The sequence below is a fragment of the Altererythrobacter sp. H2 genome, assembly GCF_035319885.1.
GTDB lineage: Bacteria > Pseudomonadota > Alphaproteobacteria > Sphingomonadales > Sphingomonadaceae > 34-65-8.
This window is the reverse complement of sequence record NZ_CP141285.1, coordinates 2,304,047-2,320,056: the sequence shown is the minus strand read 5'-3', so window position 1 is coordinate 2,320,056 and position 16,010 is coordinate 2,304,047. Positions and strand designations below refer to the sequence as shown.

Annotated in this window: 18 protein-coding genes and 2 tRNA genes; 14 read left to right on the top strand and 6 right to left on the bottom strand. The window is 62.6% G+C overall.

Annotation, left to right across the window (positions count from 1 at the left end; translation table 11 throughout):
• Positions 1-56: 56 nt before the first annotated feature.
• From U4960_RS11525 to U4960_RS11495, 8 genes are all read left to right on the top strand, one after another.
• A complete protein-coding gene (locus U4960_RS11525) occupies positions 57-1,244 on the top strand; it encodes a tyrosine-type recombinase/integrase (RefSeq protein WP_324260778.1) in 1,188 nt (395 codons plus the stop codon).
• Positions 1,245-1,431: 187 nt separating this feature from the next.
• The gene (locus U4960_RS11520; protein ID WP_324260777.1) at positions 1,432-1,659 is read left to right on the top strand and encodes a hypothetical protein; all 228 of its coding nucleotides are present in this window, start codon (positions 1,432-1,434) and stop codon (positions 1,657-1,659) included.
• A 171-nt stretch (positions 1,660-1,830) separates the two neighbouring features.
• Positions 1,831-2,028, top strand: a complete 198-nt coding sequence (locus tag U4960_RS11515) for a hypothetical protein (protein WP_324260776.1) — start codon at positions 1,831-1,833, stop codon at positions 2,026-2,028.
• Positions 2,021-2,230 (top strand): hypothetical protein, encoded by a 210-nt coding sequence (locus tag U4960_RS11510; RefSeq protein WP_324260775.1) that lies wholly within the window; start codon positions 2,021-2,023, stop codon positions 2,228-2,230. Before U4960_RS11515 ends, U4960_RS11510 begins: the two co-directional genes overlap by 8 nt.
• Positions 2,217-2,573, top strand: a complete 357-nt coding sequence (locus U4960_RS11505) for a hypothetical protein (protein ID WP_324260774.1) — start codon at positions 2,217-2,219, stop codon at positions 2,571-2,573. The genes U4960_RS11510 and U4960_RS11505 overlap by 14 nt, the downstream gene beginning before the upstream one ends.
• Before the next feature lie 840 nt (positions 2,574-3,413).
• Positions 3,414-3,923: a hypothetical protein gene (locus U4960_RS11500; protein WP_324260773.1), complete on the top strand. Its 510-nt coding sequence runs from the start codon at positions 3,414-3,416 to the stop codon at positions 3,921-3,923.
• Positions 3,924-4,237: 314 nt separating this feature from the next.
• Positions 4,238-4,372, top strand: coding sequence for a plasmid mobilization protein (locus tag U4960_RS16090; RefSeq protein ID WP_416379068.1), 135 nt, complete (start codon positions 4,238-4,240; stop codon positions 4,370-4,372).
• Positions 4,372-4,662, top strand: coding sequence for a hypothetical protein (locus U4960_RS11495; protein ID WP_324260772.1), 291 nt, complete (start codon positions 4,372-4,374; stop codon positions 4,660-4,662). Before U4960_RS16090 ends, U4960_RS11495 begins: the two co-directional genes overlap by 1 nt.
• Positions 4,663-4,880: 218 nt before the next feature.
• Here the strand turns inward: U4960_RS11495 and U4960_RS11490 are convergent, their stop codons facing one another.
• On the bottom strand, positions 4,881-5,465 hold the full coding sequence (locus U4960_RS11490) for an acetyltransferase (RefSeq protein ID WP_324260771.1): 585 nt from the start codon (positions 5,463-5,465) through the stop codon (positions 4,881-4,883).
• A gap of 234 nt (positions 5,466-5,699) precedes the next feature.
• Here U4960_RS11490 and U4960_RS11485 point away from each other — a divergent pair, with 234 nt between their 5' ends.
• The 3 genes from U4960_RS11485 to U4960_RS11475 are packed head-to-tail and all read left to right on the top strand — an operon-like array spanning position 5,700 to position 6,510.
• Complete coding sequence (locus tag U4960_RS11485) at positions 5,700-6,131, top strand: hypothetical protein (protein WP_324260770.1); 432 nt, start codon at positions 5,700-5,702, stop codon at positions 6,129-6,131.
• Entirely contained in the window at positions 6,128-6,325 is a 198-nt protein-coding gene (locus U4960_RS11480) for a hypothetical protein (protein WP_324260769.1), read from the top strand. Before U4960_RS11485 ends, U4960_RS11480 begins: the two co-directional genes overlap by 4 nt.
• A complete protein-coding gene (locus U4960_RS11475) occupies positions 6,310-6,510 on the top strand; it encodes a hypothetical protein (protein ID WP_324260768.1) in 201 nt (66 codons plus the stop codon). The genes U4960_RS11480 and U4960_RS11475 overlap by 16 nt, the downstream gene beginning before the upstream one ends.
• A gap of 552 nt (positions 6,511-7,062) precedes the next feature.
• Here the strand turns inward: U4960_RS11475 and U4960_RS11470 are convergent.
• Positions 7,063-7,137, bottom strand: a tRNA-Asn gene (locus tag U4960_RS11470).
• A gap of 67 nt (positions 7,138-7,204) precedes the next feature.
• Positions 7,205-7,993 (bottom strand): NAD kinase, encoded by a 789-nt coding sequence (locus U4960_RS11465; protein WP_324260767.1) that lies wholly within the window; start codon positions 7,991-7,993, stop codon positions 7,205-7,207.
• 117 nt (positions 7,994-8,110) lie between these two features.
• Here U4960_RS11465 and U4960_RS11460 point away from each other — a divergent pair, with 117 nt between their 5' ends.
• Positions 8,111-8,932, top strand: a complete 822-nt coding sequence (locus U4960_RS11460; RefSeq protein WP_324260766.1) for an EAL domain-containing protein — start codon at positions 8,111-8,113, stop codon at positions 8,930-8,932.
• Here the strand turns inward: U4960_RS11460 and mfd are convergent.
• Both mfd and U4960_RS11450 read right to left on the bottom strand, forming a co-directional pair.
• Positions 8,918-12,406 carry a transcription-repair coupling factor gene (gene mfd / locus U4960_RS11455; protein ID WP_324260765.1) on the bottom strand — a complete coding sequence of 1,163 codons (3,489 nt, stop codon included), beginning with the start codon at positions 12,404-12,406 and terminating at the stop codon, positions 8,918-8,920. The genes U4960_RS11460 and mfd overlap by 15 nt on opposite strands.
• 2 nt (positions 12,407-12,408) lie before the next feature.
• Complete coding sequence (locus tag U4960_RS11450) at positions 12,409-12,675, bottom strand: succinate dehydrogenase assembly factor 2 (RefSeq protein ID WP_324260764.1); 267 nt, start codon at positions 12,673-12,675, stop codon at positions 12,409-12,411.
• A 56-nt stretch (positions 12,676-12,731) separates the two neighbouring features.
• On the opposite strand from U4960_RS11450, the gene recG reads away from it, so the two are divergent.
• Entirely contained in the window at positions 12,732-14,792 is a 2,061-nt protein-coding gene (gene recG, locus U4960_RS11445; RefSeq protein WP_324260763.1) for an ATP-dependent DNA helicase RecG, read from the top strand.
• Between the two features lie 34 nt (positions 14,793-14,826).
• Here the strand turns inward: recG and U4960_RS11440 are convergent.
• Positions 14,827-14,903 (bottom strand) — tRNA-Pro (locus U4960_RS11440).
• 110 nt (positions 14,904-15,013) lie between these two features.
• On the opposite strand from U4960_RS11440, the gene thyA reads away from it, so the two are divergent.
• Positions 15,014-15,970, top strand: a complete 957-nt coding sequence (thyA, locus tag U4960_RS11435) for a thymidylate synthase (RefSeq protein WP_324260762.1) — start codon at positions 15,014-15,016, stop codon at positions 15,968-15,970.
• Positions 15,971-16,010: the final 40 nt, after the last annotated feature.

Here is a 16,010-nt window from a genome sequence, read left to right as displayed (position 1 = left end):
TGACGCGTTCCTCTATCCAGCGCATAGTGTGGTAAGAAGTGTGGGAGCGCTGGCCCGTGGGCAAACTGACAAACAAACAAGTCGAGAATGCGAAGCCGGGAAGGCATAGCGATGGCGATGGCCTGAACCTGCTCGTCTCGTCCAAAGGGGCGAAGTCGTGGGTTCTCCGGGTGCAAGTCGATGGCAAGCGCAAGGACATTGGCCTAGGATCGCTGGCGGCTTACGGTCTGGCGGAAGCTCGGGACCGCGCCCGCGAGTTGCGCAAGACTGCTAAGCAAAGGCGTGACCCGATTGCAGAGCGTGACAGGGATAGTAACGCGCCGCCCTCGTTCAAGGATGCCGCACAGGCCTGCCATGACGCGAAGGCTCCAGGCTGGTCCGATAAGACTGCTGCCGCGTTCCTGTCATCCCTCTCGGCCCACGTGCACCCCAAGATTGGCAAGCTGAGGGTGGATAGCATTACGGAGCGCGATGTTGCGGCTGCGCTGTCGCCTGTATGGCATAGCAAGCCTGCGCTGGCGAAGAAGCTACGGCACCGGATCGGCCTGATACTCGATTACTCGAAGGCAAGCGGGTGGCGCAATGAGGGCGCTCCGCGTCAAAGCCTCTCGGCGCTGCTGTCGAAGCAACAGGAGGGCGGCAACTTCTCTTCCATGCCCTATGAGGAATTGCCCGCATTTATCGCGAAGCTGGAGGCCAAGACGGAAACGATAGGGCGGTTGGCCCTGCTGTTCACGATCCTGACTGCTGCCCGTAATGGGGAGGTTAGAGACGCGATGTGGTCACAGATTGACCTTGAAGCTGGCGAATGGCGGCGACCGGCTTCTATGATGCGCAAGAACGGCGAGGCCCACACCATTACGCTGTCACCGGAAGCGGTGGTGATACTGGAACGGGCAAAGCGGTGGCGGACCATCGAGGCGGACTGCCATGTGTTTCCCGGCAAGGGCGGCAAGCGTCTATCCGATATGACGATTGGCAAAGAAATGGCCGCGCTGCCTTACGTGGTGCACGGCTTCCGCTCTACATTCCGGACATGGGCGGCGGAACGTATGCCCTCGATCCCTGAGGCTGTCGCTGAGGCGGCATTGGCACACAAGATCCCGGACAAGGTTGTGCGTGCCTACAACAGGGCCAAGTTTCTAGAGATGCGGAGAACCCTGCTCGATGCGTGGGGCAGGTATGCTGCCGGAACGTCTGGCGATGTGGTCCAGCTTCCGCTTTCCTTGCGGTCTCTCGGATAGCACAGGACGCCCGGAGTCGTCGGCCACGCTGATTTGCAAAAACAAAGATAGGGTCAGTGCGCTAGGCCGTGCCTAATTTGCGACCAACCACGAAGGGACTGGGGATTACTGCCCCAGCGATGTTCGCTTTTTGTGCTTCACCGTGTATGGATGAGCTTCACAACACGTCCTTCGGGGAAAGCCTATCATGTCAAAATCTACAACGCAAACGGAATCTTCGCAGGGCGCGAACTTTATGGGCGGGATGAAGTCCATCGCTTCCTTTTGCGCTGATAACGATGTGTCCCGCAGCTACGTTTACACCGCCCATCGGGAAGGTCTCTTGCGCTTCACAAAGGTTGGGCGCGCAACTCGGATCAAGCTGGAGGATGAGATGGCGTGGCGCAACAGCCTGCCGGTAGTGGAGGCTGCGTGAAGCCTCAAAGAAAAGACCCCAACCCTCTGAGCAAGGGAAGGGGTCTAAGTGTCTGCGTGGTAGCAAACGGTTTCCATTCGATCCTTATAGAACAGGTTTACGTTTACGTCAACCTAGTTGGGTTCGTTCTGTTCGCTTCCTCGCATCGAAAAGTGACGGAAGGAACGTTTCATGAACAGAGTTGTGCTTTCCGCTCGTAATCCGGGCGTTGAGAAATTGCTGTGCGGTCTGCCTGACTGCGCCACACCAGACAGATTAGAGCCTACGCGCCGCTGGGCTATCGCATTGATGGCGGCTGCCTCTCAATGGGAAGTCGAGAAGCGCAAGCGCAACTCTCTCTCCAAGTTTGGAGGGCGCGGCAATGGATGAGCGGGCGAAGCTGCGGGCGCTGGCTCTGGCGCTACTTCAGAACGGTGAAGGGATCACCCGCAAGAGCGGGCAATTCCTCGGGCAGCTCTGCGCCCCTGACCACTACCCACTCACCCCCAAGCAATGGAGCTGGCTGGGAAAGCTGGCCGACAAAGGGGGAATGTCTGAACAATTCGCGGGGTTTGATTATGTCGAAGGCTGAGAACGAGAACGGCAACCACTACGGGCGCGGGACTGCTGCTGGCTCCAAGGGCAATACGCCCACTGCCAAGGCGAATAGCGAGGCTGCGGCCTCTGAGGTCACACAGACGCTTCCGCGTCGTCACAGGCAAGTCGTGGAGGCATTTGCGACCTACGGCGCTGCCGGTGCTATCCCGGAAGAGGTGGCAAACGATCTGGACTTGCCGGTTCACGTTGTCCGTCCTCGATGCGGTGAGCTTCGCACCAGAAAGCTGCTGTATGAGGTCGGCAAGCGTCCGGGGCGTATGGGCTGCGATGTGACCGCGTTTAGCATCGTTCCCCCGCCAGAAGGCGAGGTGGCGTAATGGATCGGGGCGAGGTGATACTATCGCAGGAAGGGGCGGAATATGTCGTGAGGCTTGTTCCTCCTGAACCGGGCGGCATTCACGCACCAGAACAACGCTTCTCGGACATACGTGATGCACGCGGCGCGATGGGTGGTCTGCGCCTAGTCCTCGGTCGTCGAAAGATCGACCTGACTAAGGGGGTCTAGGGGTATGGGCGGGGGCCACGATGACGACACAATACGAGACATTCCACTGGCGCGAAAATACGAGCTGGGCGAGGTTGGCGAGGAACTACGGGGCGCTCTTGGGTGCTGCGATACCGGCGCACATATGGCCCTCGGTATGGTTGAGGCTAAGGCCCTAGGCCGCAGTCTATCCTACAGTCGCCACATGGGGCATTGGACCGCCCACCATGCGTTTTCATATCGCGGAGTTGCCAGCGCTGCTGATTATTTCAGGGCGCAAAGTGATTTGTGCGAGTCTTTTGTTCCTACTCCAGGTCGACGAGGCTGGCAAAGCACGCTCACTGCAAAGCCTGCTCTTGTTGACCTAGTGGGAAATCTGCTCGGTGATAGTCCTCTACTTCGGCTGGTGCGCCCTTCTCCGGGGGTCATCTTGCGGGATGCAAACGGCACTCCGCAGCGGTTACCGAACACGCGGGCAATCTCTCGGATGATTAAGCGCATGGCGGAATTGAATGAGGGGCAGGCATCGGCTGATTTGAGGATTGGACTAGGCCCGTTGATGACCGCGCCAATGTGTCGAATGTTCAAGCACTGCATGGGGATGGGGGGACGGCTGTTCTGCCAAGGGTCGTCCTATCAGAACGTGCCACGGGCATTGCGTAGGGATCTCACAATGGACGGTGAGGCCACCAGCGAGGCGGATTACAAAAATCTACACCCTCGCATTCTCTACGCTGAGATAGGGGCGGTTCCTCCTTCCGATTGCTACGACATAGGCGCGTGGCCTCGTCAGTTGGTGAAGCGGGCAATGTTGATACTTCTGAACGCCTTAACCAAGCGCAAGGCTCTAGGTGCAATCGTCAACTGCGATGCAATGAAGGCGATGGGCCTGCCCGATATTGAGGCCAAGAAACAAGCCAATCAGCTGATCGACGACATTAAGGACGCGCACCGCCCGATTGCAAAGGCCTTTCATTCTGGTGTGGGCCTGCGCCTCCAGCACATCGAAAGCCAAATGGCTGAGCGCGTAATGCTCAAAGCGTTGAGGCAGGGGTTCCTCGCCCTCTCGATGCATGACGGATTTATCGCCAAAAATTGCCACGCGCAGAATCTAGAGGATATTATGGCCGAAACGGCCCTCGATTATGGTCTGAGTGGTCCAATAGTGGAGTTGCAAGGATAGACTACATACACGGTCTACTTACCATTGTGGAAACACCAGCTATTTAAGTGACCGAAAGATAACAAGAAACCGCGCCACAAACATTGCTCAAAATATTTGGCCCTTTTTGCGCCCCGCGATCCCTGCGGGGGTGGCATAGTCTGCTAGGGTTTCTAGACGCTTGGAACTCATCGGCAGAACAATACGGGAACTAATGATTCGTGGAAGCCTGTCAGTCACTTGACAGACACGGCAAAATGTGCTAGGCGAACCCCTGCACTTCGATGAATTATTGAGCGTGCGCCCATCGTCGCGATGACAGAAGGGGAGAGGGAATGCAGGCTTCGCGAATTTCATTCCGGGCCAGCCCGTCCATTGAGGCGGCGCTGGCCCTTCGTGCTCAACGGGCAGGCTGCTCCGTATCCGAATATCTCCGTTCGATGGTGCGTGAGAAGGTTGGGTTGCAGTAGTGCACCAGCCTGACGCTCAAGCCTTTGCCCCTTCAAATGCGGCGCATCCCCCGGTTGCTCAGTGCGAGCGGCTGGCGGAACTTGCGCGCTTTGTATCGGCACAGGCTCTTGCTGCCGATGTGGCTGGCGAGCTTGGCGAAGATCAGGGGAAGGTGTGGGACAGCCTCACCCTCATTCCGGACAACATGCTTTCACTTCTGGATCATCCGCAAGGCTGGTCGGCACTGGCTGCCTATCTCGCGGACGATCTCAGGCGAGCGCCTACGGGCTATGCTCCAGCGGTCCACTAAGAGACGATGGCGGGGAACATGAAACACACAGGACAAGACGAACTCCCAAGCGGTGCCGCCCGGCGCACGTATGGGGCCGGGGTCTGGCTGGATAGCGGCGAAGCGCATTGGTCGGACATTTCAGCACTCTCGGGAACAACGGTTACACTTACAACCGCGCCGCCCACTACGGCATCGTCTGGCAATCGTATCGTGTTCAACAAGTGGGCATGATGGAGTTAGCGAGCCTTGGCTGGGTTGCCGACCCATGTTTCGCCAGCAGGAACGTCCTTCGTGACGACTGCGCCCATGCCAATTACTGCGCCCTCTCCAATGGTTACGCCCTGTTTAATCATCGCGCCTGTCCCGATGTAAACACCATCGCCAATGGTGACATTCCCGTTGCAGTTCACGCGGGGGGCAAATGTCACGAAATCTCCGATGGTGCATTCGTGGGCGACGTAGGAATAGATATTGGCGTGGAAGTGCCTGCCGATGCGCGCCTTCGCCTCGATGATGGTGTTGTGCGCAATAATGCTTCCTTCACCGATTGTCGCATGATCGGAGATAATCGCTGTGGGGGAAACAAGAGTGGAGAAGCGAGGCAGGCCGCTGGCAATGCGCTTGCGGGTGTCGCTACCGGCAATGGCGATGCAATAACTTGCACCCTCGGGGACTGCGGCAGGACGGAGAACCGGAACGCCGCAAAGTTCATCGGGGCCGTTGTCGCTGACAAAACAGGCCTGGCGCCCGTTTGCGAGCAGGGTCTCGACCGTATCGAGCATCTGCAAGGCGTAGCCGCCTGCGCCGTAAATAGCCAACATAGGGCGGCATTAGCACAAGGCAGGAATGAGGCAAGCGTATGACCCGCCTCGTCCTCACTCTTCTTGCTGGCGCTCTGGCGATAGGCGCGGTGCGTCTCAACCGTTCGCTTAACCGCGCTTTCTCGGGGTGGCTGTGATGATCGAGATTCTAGCCGCAATCGGCGTGCTTACGCTGTTCGCTCTCCTGGTGCTGGCGGTGGGCGTTAAGCGCCCTAATCCGGCAGGGGCGCGCTGATGGCTGAACCGAAAGATAACGGCAGAAAAACGGATGGCACCTTTGCTCCGGGCAATTCGCTTGGGGGCCGCACCCCCGGCTCGCGTAACAAGACAACGGTAGCAATTGAGGCGCTGCTGGAAGGTGAGCACGAAGCGTTGACGCGTGCAGCAATCGACAAGGCGCTGGAAGGTGACACTGCCGCTATTCGCCTGTGCTTGGATCGCATCGCCCCGGCTAGGAAAGACTCGCCGGTCACGTTCGCCCTGCCTGCAATTCGCTCCATTGAGGATGCGGTAACTGCCTCGTCCGCCCTGCTGGCTGCTGTGGCGGCTGGTGAGGTTACTCCCGATGAAGGGGGGCGGGTCATGTCGCTGCTGACTTCGCACAAGCAGCTGGTGGAAACCTGCGACCTCGAAACCCGATTGGCCGCACTGGAGGCAAAACAATGAGTGCACTTAATCGAAGGCTGTCCGCACTGGAGGGGGCAAGGCGTGAAAGCTCCCTGTCACCTTGGGCAAAGCAGTGGCTCGGCATTCAGTTGACGGGCGAAGAACAAGAGCGGGTCGATAATGAAAGCCCGCCCGAATTTGATGGCGATCTAAGCGGCTTTTCAAAGGAGGTTCGAGAATGGTTGCAGCAATAAAGCGGAGGCTGGAAGCCTTGGAAACGCGAACGCTCGGCGGGTTCGTTCCGTGGGTGCGCATTATCCAGCACGAAGGCGAGAGCGAGGCGGAGGCCACGGCAGCCTATGAGGCAGAGCATGGCCCTATCGGTGAGAGCAATTCCATCCTGCGTGTGATTATCCGAAAGCCGGGTTGTCATGTCTAGAATAGCTACCAGACTTCAAAAGCTGGAAACGGTAAGCCAGCCGCCCACGTTGCGACCTGTCCTGCTTGTAACGCCTGAAACCGATGTGGAGGCGGAGCTTGCTGCATGGCGGTCGCGCTACGGCCCTAGCGATGCAGAGCCGTTGCTTATCCGGCTGGTCGGTCTCAAATAGGCTTCTATCTGACAAAATAGCACGTTAGGCAGGAGGCATGTCAGACGACGCGTTCACAGGCATATTAACCGGCGTGGCTCTTACCCTGTCGAGCGGTTGCCTCCTTTTCCTTTGGGAGAATCTACACGTTCGGAAGGCAGGACGGGGCGCGCGTGACAATTACGGACAACCGCTAGCCTGGGGCCTATGGGGCCTCTTTTTTGCAGGGTGGTTTATCACTTTGTTTGTGGAACTCCTTTGACCCCACCCATAATAGAGCTTTGGCACTGGCCTTGAGCGATGGAAGACCAGTTTCATAGCGCGATGTGGTAAAGAATGTGGGAGCGAATTAGCGACCGGCCTCAGAAGGCTAGGTAATTCAAAGCTCTAAGAAAAGTGTATGGCTCCCCGAGTTGGATTCGAACCAACGACCAAGTGATTAACAGTCACCTACTCTACCGCTGAGCTATCGGGGAGCAGCCTCTTGCGGGCAGAGCGCGCCTATATGGGCGGCGGATTTGTTTGGCAAGTGCCCAGTGGCGTTCAGGCGAGGAATTGCTCGGCAACGATCCGTTCGTCCAGCGCATGGCCCGGATCGAACAGCAGGGTAAGCTCGGAATCGCCCGCGATCTCGAGCGAGACTTCGGCAATATCGCGGAATTCCTTCTGGTCAGCCACGGCGGAAACGGGGCGCTTGTCCGGCTCGTTGACCCGCAGCCGGATGGTCGAACGGTCGGGCAGGATTGCCCCGCGCCACCGGCGCGGACGGAAGGGGCTGATCGGCGTCAGCGCCAGCAATTGCGAATCGAGCGGCAGGATCGGCCCGTTGGCGGACAGGTTGTAGGCGGTCGAACCGGCAGGAGTGGCCACCAGCACACCGTCGCAGACCAGTTCCTTGATCCGGATCCGCTCGTCCACCGAAACCTCGATCTTCGCGGTCTGGCGGGTTTCACGCAGCAAGGAGACCTCGTTGATGGCGCAGGCCACATGCCGCACGCCGGTCTGGGTCACGGCTTCCATCCGCAGCGGCGCGATAGCAATGGAGCGTGAACGATTGACCTTGTCGAGTATCCGGCTGCCGCTGCGATAGCGGTTCATCAGGAAACCCACTGTGCCGAGGTTGAGGCCGTAGGCGGGCAGGATTGCCCCTGCATCGAGCATGGCATGGAGCGTGTGGAGCATGAAGCCGTCACCGCCCAGCACGACCACGGCATCGGCTTGCGCCATCGGCACCCAGTCATGCACTCCGGCCAGTTCGGCGGCAGCTTCCTGCGCCCGATCCGTGTCGGACGCGACCAGTGCCAGCCGCGAAAAACCGTGATTGCTGCCCAAAGCCGGGTCCCCTCCGTCGCGCGATCTGGCGCTCCCCTACCTATGGGCGGCTGTGCCATTTGGCAACGCATGTGAAATGACAGGCCAAGGGCCGCCGACATAGGCTAGGCAAGGCGCATGATGATCCCAGCCGAGCCCGTTTCCCCCGTGGTTGATCGACGCACCCGTTTTGATCGGCGCCAGCGGGCTGCGCCGGCGCAGGTGGCAGAGCTGGCCGCCGCGATCGAACATGGTGAGATCGAGGTGCTGTTCCAGCCGCAGTATCTCTGCGCCGATGGGGCGCTGGCCGGGGCCGAGGCACTGGTACGGTGGCAGCATCCTGCCGAAGGGCTGCTGTCCGGTGATCGGGTTTTCAGCCTCGCCAAGGATGCCGGCCTTGCAGACCGCCTGGCGCAGCATGTCTGCGAGAGCGCGATGGCCAGCGCGGCCCCATGGCCGGATCACCTGCGCCTGGCCATCAATGCCACGGCAGACGATCTGGCCTCCCCTGGCTATCCGGCCATGCTTCACCAGAGCCTTGCCAAGACAGGCTTTGCTGCCTCGCGCCTGACGCTGGAGATTACCGAGCAGGCGCTGGTGCATGGGCTTGACGCGGCGGCCATGATGCTGCGGGCCCTGACCGATCAGGGCATTGCCATCGCGCTGGACGACTTCGGTGCGGGTTTCTGCAATTTCCATTACCTGAAAGTGCTGCCGCTGGCAGCGCTGAAGCTCGATCGGTCAATGATCGAAGGGATTACGACCGACCGGCGCGACCTTGCCGTGTTCCGGGCGATCATGGCCATGGCCCGCGCCCTGGATCTGCGCGTGATTGCAGAAGGGATCGAAACCCCGTCGCAGCGCGCAGCGGTGTGCAGGGAAGGGTGCGATCGTTGGCAGGGGTTCTACGGATCCGCGCCAATCACGGCCAACGAATTTCTCGAGCTAGCCTCCGGTTGAGGCCTTGGCAGCGCGCCGGGCGATGGCGCTGAGGCCCTTGGTCAGCTGGAACAGGCCATTGAGGCGGCTCTGCGGGTCGGCCCAGGCACGGTTGATTACCAGCTTCATGTCCGGCCGCAGCTTGGCCGTGCCATCGAGCCGTGCGACCCAGGCGAGCAGCCCCGCCGGGTCGGGAAAATTGTCGTTGTGGAACGCCACCAGTGTACCCCGCGCACCCACATCAACCTTGGCAATGTTGGCGACAATGGCCTGCTGCTTGATCTCGATCAGCTTGACCAGGTTGGCAGTAGCGGCGGGCAGGGGGCCGAAGCGATCGATCATCTCGGCCGCCATGGCTTCGACCTCGGCCTTGTCGGCCGCGTCGTTCAGGCGGCGGTAGAGCGCCATCCGCACCGTAAGGTCCGGGACATACTCCTCGGGGATCATTATCGGCGCATCGACCGTAATCTGCGGGCTGACCGTGTCAGCCTTGGCTTCGAGCCCGGCGGCACCGGCCTTGGCGGCGAGGATCGCATCTTCCAGCATCGACTGGTAGAGCTCGAAGCCGACCTCGCGGATATGGCCGGATTGCTCATCGCCCAGCAGGTTGCCTGCGCCGCGAATGTCGAGATCGTGGCTGGCGAGCTGGAACCCGGCCCCAAGGCTGTCCAGATCACCGAGCACTTTCAGGCGTTTTTCCGCCACTTCTGACAACTGGTTATCAGGCGCGGTGGTGAGGTAGGCATAAGCACGCAGCTTCGCCCGGCCGACCCGGCCGCGCAGCTGGTAAAGCTGGGCCAGGCCGAAGATGTCGGCGCGGTGGATGATGATCGTATTGGCGCTCGGCAGGTCGAGCCCGCTTTCGACGATCGTGGTGGAGAGCAGCACATCGTACTTGCCTTCGTAGAAGGCGCTCATCCGCTCTTCGATCTCGGTCGCGCCCATCTGGCCGTGGGCGGCAATCGCCTTCACTTCGGGTACGTGTTCGGCCAGCCAGCTTTCCACGCCTTCCATGTCGGAGATGCGGGGCACCACGATGAAGCTCTGCCCGCCGCGATGGTGTTCGCGCAGCAAGGCCTCGCGCATCACCATTTCGTCCCACTCCATCACGTAAGTGCGGACGGCGAGGCGATCAACCGGCGGGGTCTGGATGGTGGAGAGTTCGCGCAATCCGCTCATCGCCATCTGCAAGGTGCGCGGGATCGGCGTGGCGGTAAGGGTGAGCATATGCACGTCAGCGCGCAACTGCTTCAGCCGCTCCTTGTGGTTGACCCCGAAGCGCTGCTCCTCGTCGACGATCACCAGCCCCAGGTTGCGGAACTTGGTGGTCTTGGAGAGGATCGCGTGGGTCCCGACGATGACGTCGACCGAGCCCTTTTCCAGCCCTTCGCGGGTTTCCGCCATCTCCTTTGCCGGAACCAGCCGGCTGAGCCGTCCGACGGTGAGCGGGAAGGGCGCAAAGCGATCCGCGAAGTTCTGGTAGTGCTGGCGCGCGAGCAGGGTGGTCGGCGCCACCACCGCGACCTGGCGCCCGCTCATCGCCGCGACGAAGGCCGCCCGCATCGCGACTTCTGTCTTGCCGAAGCCGACATCGCCGCACACCAGCCGGTCCATCGGCCGGCCTGCTGCCAGATCCTCCAGCACGTCGGCAATTGCGCGGTCCTGGTCGTCGGTTTCCTGCCACGGGAAACGCTCGACGAACTGGTTGAAACTGGCATCTTCCGGTTCGAGCACCGGGGCCTTGCGCAAGGCCCGCTGGGCCGCAACCGCGAGCAGCTCGCCGGCGATCTCGCGAATGCGGTCCTTCAGCTTGGCGCGGCGTTTCTGCCAGCCTTCCCCGCCGAGCCGGTCGAGCATGACCGCCTCTTCGCTGCTGCCGTAGCGGGTGAGGACGTCGATGTTCTCGACCGGGATGTAGAGCTTGTCGCCGCCCCGGTATTCCAGCATCACGCAGTCGTGCTTGCTCTTGCCGACGGTGATCGGTTCAAGGCCCAGGTACTTGCCGATGCCATGTTCGACATGAACCACCAGGTCGCCCCGGTTGAGCGCCTGCAATTCGGCCAGGAAAGCATCGGAATCCTTGCGTTTCTTGCGGCGGCGCACCAGCCGGTCGCCTAGCAGGTCCTGCTCGGTCAGCAGCTCGATCTGGTCGCTCGCAAAGCCGCTTTCGAGCGGCAGGACCATCGCCACCGGCTGCCCCTTGGCGGCCATGCCCAGGGCTTCCTGCCAGCTTTCGACCAGCTGTGTCGGCGCTCCCGCTTCGCCCAGGATCGAGGCGATCCGCGCCCGGCTGCCGGTCGAATAAGCTGCCAGCAGGGCCTTGCGGCCCGTCCTGGTGACGGCCTTGAGATGGGCTGCGGCTGCCTCGTAGATGTTGTCACCACGGGCGCGTTCAGGAGCGAAATCGCGGGCTGAGGCGAAGCCGAAGTCGAGAACCTTCACGCTCTCCGGTTCGGCGAAGATCGAGGCGCGGTGGGCCGGGGCGGACTCCAGCTTGGCGGAGAACTCGTCGGCCGTGAGGTAGAGCGCGTCGGGGCCAAGCGGCCGGTAACTGCCCTTCGCCTGCCCGCTGGCAGAGCGGCGTTGCTCGGCATAGTCGGCGATATCGGCCAGGCGTTCCTCGCCCGCACCGATTGCGGCATTATCAACGACGATGACATCATCATCGACGAAGTAGTCGAATAATGTCACCATCCGGTCTTCGAACAGCGGCAGCCAGTGTTCCATCCCGGCGAGCCGGCGCCCCTCGCTGACCGCTTCGTACAGCGGGTCCTGGGTGGCGGCGGCGCCGAACTTTTCGCGATAGCGGGTACGGAACCGCTTGATGCTGTTTTCGTCGAGCAGGGCTTCGCTGGCTGGCAGGAGCAGGTGCGAGCCGAGCACGCCGGTGCTCATCTGGGTCGAGGGATCGAAGCTGCGCAGGCTTTCCAGCTCGTCTCCGAAGAAATCGAGCCGCAATCCTTCGTCGAGGCCGGACGGGAAGATGTCGACGATCGAGCCGCGAACCGCGTATTCGCCCTTGTCGACCACGGTATCCGTGCGGCTGTAGCCCTGGCGCTGGAGCAGGGCGCTGAGGCTTTCGCGCCCGAACTCCGTGCCGGGGCGGAAATCGCGCACGCTCTCGCGCACCCGGAACGGGGTCAGCACGCGCTGCAGCACCGCGTTGACCGTGGTCACCAGAAGTTGCGGCCCTTTGCGGCCAGCTTGCAACCGGTAGAGGGTGGCGAGACGCCGCGCACTCACGGTCAGCGCCGGGCTTGCGCGGTCATAAGGCAGGCAGTCCCATGCCGGGAATTCCAGCACTTCCAGCTCAGGGGCGAAATAGTGCGCCGCTTCGGATACCGCGCGCATCGCCGCTTCGTCGGGCGCGATGAACACCGCGCGCTGTTTGGCGGCCCGGGCCAGGTCTGCCATCAGCAGCGGCTGCGCCCCGCGCGCCACCGAAGCGAGGGTCAGCGGCTCCCTGGCCGAAAGGATGCGGGCAATATCGGGCATGGTCAGCGCGGAATGGAGACGTAGTCGAGCCGCTGCATCAGCGCCATCTGCGGCCCCGCGTACCGGTCAGGCACGGGCGCGGTGCTGAAGGCCCACGCGAGCACATCGACATCGTCTTCATCGAGCAGGGTCTCGAACCAGTCGAGCTCGGCTTCGCCCCACGTGGGGTGATAGCGGTCGAAGAACCCGCCAATAGTAAAATCGGCCTCGCGGGTACCACGATGCCAGGCGCGAAACTTGGCTCGGGCAAGGCGTACAGGATCGGGCATGGCCGGGCGGGTAGGGCACTCGCATTGGCGGCGCAAGCCGGTATAGACTGCGCGCGATGCGCCCGGACATTCTCAACCCCCTGTTTGCCGAAACCGAGACGCTCGATGGCGTCGGTCCGAAGCTGCGCAAGCCGCTGGACAAGCTCGGCCTCACGCGGGTGCGCGATCTGGCCTATCACCTGCCTGAACGATTCGTCTCGCGCCGCCCGGTCGCCAGCCTCGACGATGTGGCCGAGGGCGAGCAGGTGGTCATCGCCCTGACCGCCATCGAGCATCGCGCGCCGCGCAATCCGCGCGGCCCCTATCGGGTGCTGGCGCAGGACAGCGTGGGCAATGTCTGTTCGCTGACCTGGTTCGGCCGGGCCGCCTACAGTGCGAAGAAGCTGCTGCCGGTGGGGGAAATGCGCCGGGTTTCCGGACGGATCGACCGCTATGGCGACATGCTCCAGATCGTTCATCCCGACCATGTCGAGGAAAAGGAAGAAGCCGGGCTGGGTCGCATGTGCGAGCCGGTCTATGCGCTCTCCGAAGGGTTGACCCAGCCGAAAGTCGCCGGCCTTGCCGCGCAGGCGCTCGCCCGTCTGCCGCACCTGCCCGAATGGATCGAACCGGGCCAGCTGGACCGGGCAGGGTGGCCCACCTGGCAGGATGCCCTGCACCTTGCCCACAAGGGCGAACACGCCGCCGCACGTGACCGGCTGGCCTATGACGAACTGCTTGCCAACAGCCTTGCCCTGCTGTTGGTGCGGGCGCACAACCGGCGGCGCAGCGGGCAGGCACTGTGTGGCGACGGGTCGCTGCGGGCGCGGCTGGACCTGCCGTTCCCGCTGACCGGGGCGCAGACCCGCTCGATTACCGAGATCGAGGGCGACCTCGCCCAGCAGGCACCGATGCTGCGCCTGCTGCAGGGAGATGTCGGCGCGGGCAAGACGGTGATCGCCCTGATGGCCATGCTGGTGGCGGTCGAGGCGGGCAAGCAGGCCGCCTTGCTTGCCCCGACCGAAATCCTGGCCCGCCAGCATTACGAAACCCTGCGCCGCATGCTCGCCCCCACCGGGGTCGCAATCGCGATCCTGACCGGGCGGGACAAAGGCCGGGCGCGGGAAAGCGTGCTGATGGGCCTGATGGACGGATCGGTGCAGATCGTGGTCGGCACCCATGCGATCTTTCAGGACACCGTGGCTTACCGCGATCTGGGGCTGGTGGTGATCGACGAGCAGCACCGCTTCGGCGTGGCCCAGCGGCTGCGGCTGGCGAGCAAGGGCCGCGCGGCGCCGCACACGCTGGCAATGACGGCCACCCCGATCCCGCGCACGCTGACGCTGGCGCAATATGGCGAAATGGACGTCAGCCGCCTCGACGAAATGCCGCCCGGTCGCCAGCCGATCGACACCCGCGTTGTCTCGCAGGAGCGGTTGGCCGACGTGATCGAGGGGGTGGGGCGGCATATTGCCGGTGGCCAGCAGGCCTACTGGGTCTGCCCGATGGTGCACGAGCACGAGACGGAGGACATTGCCGCTGCCGAGGCCCGCTATGCCCTGCTGCGCGAACGGTTTGGTGATGCCGTGGTTTTGGTTCACGGGCAATTGCGCCCCGAGGCCAAGGACGCGGCGATGGAACGTTTCGCAAGTGGCGCGGCAAGTCTGCTAGTCGCGACCACGGTGATCGAAGTCGGGGTCGATGTTCCCGCCGCCACCCTGATGGTGATCGAGCAGGCCGAGCGGTTTGGCCTCGCCCAGCTGCACCAGCTGCGCGGGCGGGTCGGGCGCGGGAGCGAGAAGTCAACCTGCCTGCTGCTGCGGGGCGAAGCGCTGTCAGAAACCGGGCGCGAGCGGCTCGCCCTGATGCGCGAGACGCAGGACGGGTTCCGGCTGGCGGAAGAGGATCTGCGCCTGCGCGGCGGGGGCGAACTGCTCGGCACGCGCCAGTCGGGCGACGCCCCGTTCCGCATCGCCACGCTGGAACAGATCACCCGCCTGCTGCCCGCCGCGCACGACGATGCGCGCCTGCTGATCGAGCGAGATGGCGGGCTGACCGGCCCGCGCGGTGAGGCAGCGCGGGTGCTGCTCTACCTGTTCGAGCGCGACTGGGGCGTGCAGCTCTTGCGCGGGGGCTGAGCGGAAACAAGCCGCGATTGGGGCAGAATGACGTTGGTCGGGGAGAGAGGATTCGAACCTCCGGCCCCTGCCTCCCGAAGACAGTGCTCTACCAGGCTGAGCTACTCCCCGACCGTGTCGTTCCCGCTGGCCCGAAAGGCTGGCGGGTCGAGGCAAGGCGCGCGCTATAGGCAGCGTTGTGCGGGGTGGCAAGCGGGCATTTGCCGGTCTAGGGAACATTCATGGCCACTGCCGCGAATCCTGCTCTGCGGAGCGATCCCCACCATCCCGAATGGCAATATCTCGACCTGATGCGCGCCATCTGGGAGACCGGCAGCGAACGCATTGACCGCACCGGTATCGGCACCCGGTCGCTGTTCGGGGCGATGCTGCGGTTCGACCTTGGGGGTGGCCGGATGCCCCTTATCACGACCAAGCGGGTCTACTGGAAGACCGCCACCCGCGAGATGTTGTGGTTCCTGACCGGCGAAACCAATATCCGGCCGCTGGTGCTCCAGGGCGTGAAGATCTGGAACGAGTGGCCCCACGCCCATTACGTGCGCGAAACGGGCGATGCGATCACGCTGGATGAGTTCGTCCGGCGCATCGCCGAAGACGAGGCTTTCGCCGCACGCTGGGGCGATCTTGGCCCGGTCTATGGCAAGCAATGGGTCGACTGGCCGACTTACCGCTATGGCCCGGACGGGAAGTACGAGCGGGGGCCCGGCATCAACCAGGTGGCGCAGGTGATCGATTCGCTGCGCACCAATCCCGGCAGCCGCCGCCATATCATCGAAGGCTGGAACGTGGCCGAGCTGGACTGGATGGCGCTGCCGCCGTGCCACAAGAGCTACCAGTTCCATGTCGCTGACGGCCGGCTCAACTGTGCGCTCTACCAGCGCAGCTGCGATGTCGCGCTGGGGCTGCCGTTCAACCTGTGGGGCGGGGCGCTGCTGACGCGGATGATCGCGCAGCAGGTCGATCTGGAACCGGGCGAATTCGTGTGGATGGGGGGCGATGTCCACCTCTATCTCAACCATGCCGATCTGGTGGGCGAGCAACTGACGCGCGCCCCCTCCGGATCGCCGGTGCTTGACCTTGTTCGCCGTCCGCCTTCGATTTTCGAATTTGAAATCAGCGATTTCGCAGTGCGGGATTACTGCCCGCAAGCGCCCCTCAGCGCACCCGTGGCGGTGTGAGTCGTTCGCCTTGACCCAGAGGCGAGCGTGAAATAAAATA